Origin of the sequence: Alkalibacterium gilvum (assembly GCF_900109085.1) — a bacterium.
Classification (GTDB): domain Bacteria; phylum Bacillota; class Bacilli; order Lactobacillales; family Carnobacteriaceae_A; genus Alkalibacterium; species Alkalibacterium gilvum.
Map to the genome: position 1 here is coordinate 1 of NZ_FNYW01000066.1, position 4,539 is coordinate 4,539.

Here is a 4,539-nt window from a genome sequence, read left to right on the forward strand (position 1 = left end):
ATAAAGACGTTTATAGCTCTTTATAGAAAAAAGCATCCTGTAGAGAGTATACCTACGTTTAAAACCATCTATTCTTATATACGTCAAGGTCTATTGTCTATCAAACCCCATGACTTACCTGTCATGTATCGTTTAAAACCAAGAAAAAACCATCACAGTAACCCTAAAGGCAAAAACAAAAGAATCCTAGGCACCAGCATCACCGATCGTCCACAGGACGTCTTATCAAGAGAAACATTCGGACACTGGGAAGCTGATCTGGTTAAAGGGAAGAAAACGAAAAATGAACCGGCAATCATTACCTTGGTAGAGAGAAAAACACGCTACGCCATTACTAAGAAAATCAGCGACTATAAAAGTCTCACGGTTAAGGATGCCTTTGAAGAAATTCTAGCAAATAACCCTGCGCTATTCACTTCGATCACTTTTGATAACGGTTCAGAGTTCTCATTAATGTCTGAACTCAATACAGATGTTTATTTTTGTCATGCTTACGCATCCTGGGAACGGGGCTCTAATGAAAACTTTAATAAACTATTGAGGGAGTTCATCCCTAAAGGAAAATCCATCCATCTATTTTCAGAAATGGATATCGAACAAGCCGCTCAGGCAATCAATAGAAGGATTAGAGAAGTAATTGGACTACGCTCATCAGAAGAGTATTTTCAACAGTGTAGTATTTAAAATTTTTTCCCCTAGGGGAAAAAGTATAGAGATTTAAGTTCATCGAATCATGAAACAGAAAGTGTTGCATTTAGCTTTACAACTCAAGAACAATTAAGTTTTAACTCACGTCAAGCGATTAAAAACTTTAATCGATACGCAAAGAAATTAACTTTTGATAAAACAATCAGACTCTTTCTCTATGCGATTAATGATGAAACAGAAAGTTTGCGTCATCTTGATCAACAGCTGGTCAATCCACATTTAAAGAAGGCAATAGGGATTGATTCAATAAGTTATTCTCAGTTATCTCGCGCAATAAAAGCATTGGAACCTTCTGTTTTAATGGAGATATTTACTCATTTACTTTCATTTGTGCATAAAAAGACGGCGGTCAAATCAAAAGAAAAGCTGTATTTGATTGACTCATCTACCTTTTCATTTAGCCAAACTTCCTACCCTTGGGCACGTTTTAGATCGACAAAGTCGGGAATAAAATTGCATCTAAAACTTTGTTTTATGAATGAAGGGTGGGTTCATCCAGAAGAATTTAAGTTATCTCATGCTTCCGAACACGACCATGATTACTTAGATGTCTTCGTTAATAATACTTTGGCAACCTATGTTTTCGACCGAGGCTATCTTGATTTCGCTCAATTTGATCAGATGAAATGGGACGGGTACTTCTTCGTTTCTCGTATTAAAAAGAATACCGTTGTTCATGTTCAAGCCCATCAAAAAGTGTCTAAAAAGTCTGGTGTAATTAGCGATCAATTGGTTCAATTGGGGAGCACAACCTACCTCACGAGTCTTTTTCGCTTGGTAACGATTGAAAGAAAAAACCAGTCAAACTTACGTATCATAGCCAACAGATTTGATCTTTCAGCCGAAGAAATAGGTGAAGTGTATCAGTCAAGATGGCAGATAGAGCTCTTTTTCAAGCATATCAAACAACACATGACGATTAAGACTTTTTTTCTCAAAGTCTGAAAAAGGAGTAGAAAATCAAGTCATTCTGGCTATGATCACCTATTTATTGACGTTACTCGTTAAGCTTGAATTAGGCTTAAAACAGACCCTTTTTCAGATTCTGAGGCATTTACGTGCCCTTTATTATGAATCATTTGATATATTTAAGGAAATCTTCGAGCCGGATTAAGTGAAAGAAGTCGCAATAGGAGTTATCCACAACTGAATACCCACTAAAAATTCTGGAAAAAAGTCATTCGCTGCGCCAGCATTTGAGTCTTTTGTAATTTTTAGTGAAAACCTTTTGTGATAATCGTAACAATTAACAGAAATGGTTATTAAGAAGTTTTATGCAACACTATTGATCTATAACAAACTATACATAAAAGAATTGTTGGAAAAGGGATATAGACCAGCACCTGAATTTGAAGTAGCTGTTTCAAGTTACGTTAACAGTTGAGAACTTATTATTTAGAGCAATACATATAGGAAAACAGAGTAGATGCGTCTACTCTGTTTTCATTTTCACTTTACTTTTTGGGTAGGTTAGATTAGTATGACAGAAAGAAGTTAAAAGGAGAGCTGGTTATGAGCAATTATATTATTACAAGCAGTTCTACAGCAGATATGCCATTAGAATACTTTGAAAAAAGAAATATTCCATACGTTCCCTTTCATTTTATGATAGATGGAAAAGAATATCCCGATGACTTAGGTCAATCCATATCATTTGAAGATTTCTACCAAAGAATATCTGAAGGATCTATGCCTACGACATCTCAAGTAAATGTGGGCCAGTTTGTAGATTTCTTTACCCCTTTCTTAGAAGAAGGTAAGGATATTCTTCATATTGAGTTTTCATCTGGCTTATCAGGTACGTATAACTCAGCCACAATAGCTAGAGAACAATTATTAGAAGACTTTCCAGACCGAAAGATTGAAGTCGTTGATTCTTTGGCTGCATCCGGTGGATATGGATTATTACTTGACTATGCAGTGGACAAAAAAGAAGAAGGGGCCACACTGGAAGAAGTGAGAGACTGGGTGGAAGAAAATAAATTAAATGTCAACCACTGGTTCTTCTCTACAGATTTAACTCACTACAAACGTGGGGGACGTATATCTGCAACCTCTGCCTTTTTCGGTGGCATGCTAAATATTGCTCCTCTTTTAAACATGAATAACAAAGGGGAACTGACACCTCGTAAAAAAATTCGAGGTAAAAAACAGGTTATCAAAGAAATGGTTAAAAAGATGGAAGAACAAGCTGTTAATGGGACGGATTACGATGGGAAATGCTTTATCACCCACTCCGCAGTGTACAATGATGCCTTAAAAGTAGCCGATGCAATCGAACAATCCTTCCCTGCACTTATAGGAAAAGTGGAAATCAATAGTGTTGGAACAGTTATTGGTTCTCATACAGGGCCAGGAACAGTTGCTTTATTTTTCATGGGAGATAAACGAGTAGACTAATCCAATCGAAACACCTTCTTTATTTTAAGAGGGTGTTTTTCTCAATAAAAAGGAGATTCTATAGAAATGACAGCATATGGAGAGTATATTACACTATTTAACCTGGATCATCTTCTATACATAGGAGGTCTCATTGGACTGAGCATGGTTCTTTTTCTAAATAAACAGGCAATAAAGGAAAAAAAGAGACTATATCTACCTCACTAGTGTTGCATTAAAATTTTAACTATTCTATGCCAAAAAAAAATCCTTTATACTAGTACTTGGATGACTTATCCAAGACCAATACAAAGGACTCCAACATGGATAAGTATAAAACAAAAATGACTATAAATAAATGGTTTTCGTACATTAATTTAGAACAATTAAGTTTGGTGTGTTGTAAAATGAATTGCAACACACCAAATTAAAATTATTACAAAATAGAGATAAAATGTATTGATTTAAACTCTTTTTACCGATATACTTACTATAGGTAAGTAAGAGCTTATTATTTTTTTACAAGAGGAGAATTTTAATGACACAATTTACAGACTTAGTTAAGAAACGCCGTACGAGCTACGCAATTGGTAATAACACTGAACTATCAAACAAAGAAATTTCAGATCGTATTCGCGAAGTGGCAAGAGAAGTTCCTTCAGCAAGTAACAGCCAAACGACTCGTTTAGTTGTATTATTTGGTGAGGACAATGTTAAATTATGGGACCACATCTTAGACGTTCAAAAAAACGTTCTTGAAGGTGCCATGTGGGATATGTTTTCAGGCGTTATGGAAGGCGCTAAAGGCGGCGTGGGTACGGTTTTATTCTTCGAAGACCGTGATACTGTTGAAGGCGCACTGGGCAAAAATGAACGTGCAGAAATTTACAAACAACACAACAACGCTAATACTCAGTACGCAATTTGGTTAGCATTAACTGAATTAGGTTTAGGCGGCAGCTTACAACATATGAACGTTGGTTTTGAACAAGGTTTCGACAAATCTGTTAGAGAAATGTTTGACTTACCAGCTTCATACGAAATGATTGCTCAAATGCCATTTGGTTCAATTGAAGGCGAAGCAAGCGATAAAGAATACATTGATGACAACGAACGAGTTCGTGTATTTGGTGAATAAATCAAGTTTATTCAATTACGGAGCACTTTAATCCTGAATAATTCATAGCTCTAATTTAAAGCTGTTTTCTTGAATAAATTGCCTATTTTTATATTAGGAAGATACTTTCTTCTAAAATATTGTGTTTTCGAACAGGATTCTTAGGGAAGAAGGACCTATTAAAAATCCTTTGTCTATTTAAGGGCAGACTGATCCCTTGAAATAATCAGTTAAAACTTTATGCGATAACTCCTCTAAATACATTGTCTGGATCGCCGTAGGCGTTCGAAAACCTTATAAAATTCGGTTTGATACACATGATAACTCGACAGTTT

4 protein-coding genes are annotated in these 4,539 nt (G+C 35.7%); all 4 read left to right on the plus strand.

Going from position 1 to position 4,539, the window contains the following annotated elements:
• The coding region (locus tag BMX83_RS10360) for an IS30 family transposase (protein ID WP_143059541.1) at window positions 1-684 on the plus strand (684 nt) is incomplete at its 5' end.
• A 165-nt stretch (window positions 685-849) separates the two neighbouring features.
• Window positions 850-1,653, plus strand: a complete 804-nt coding sequence (locus tag BMX83_RS10365) for an IS4 family transposase (RefSeq protein ID WP_245746668.1) — start codon at window positions 850-852, stop codon at window positions 1,651-1,653.
• Between the two features lie 567 nt (window positions 1,654-2,220).
• Window positions 2,221-3,108 carry a DegV family protein gene (locus BMX83_RS10370; RefSeq protein ID WP_072693701.1) on the plus strand — a complete coding sequence of 296 codons (888 nt, stop codon included), beginning with the start codon at window positions 2,221-2,223 and terminating at the stop codon, window positions 3,106-3,108.
• 517 nt (window positions 3,109-3,625) lie between these two features.
• Window positions 3,626-4,225, plus strand: coding sequence for a nitroreductase family protein (locus BMX83_RS10375; RefSeq protein WP_091636771.1), 600 nt, complete (start codon window positions 3,626-3,628; stop codon window positions 4,223-4,225).
• The last annotated feature ends 314 nt before the right edge of the window (window positions 4,226-4,539 follow it).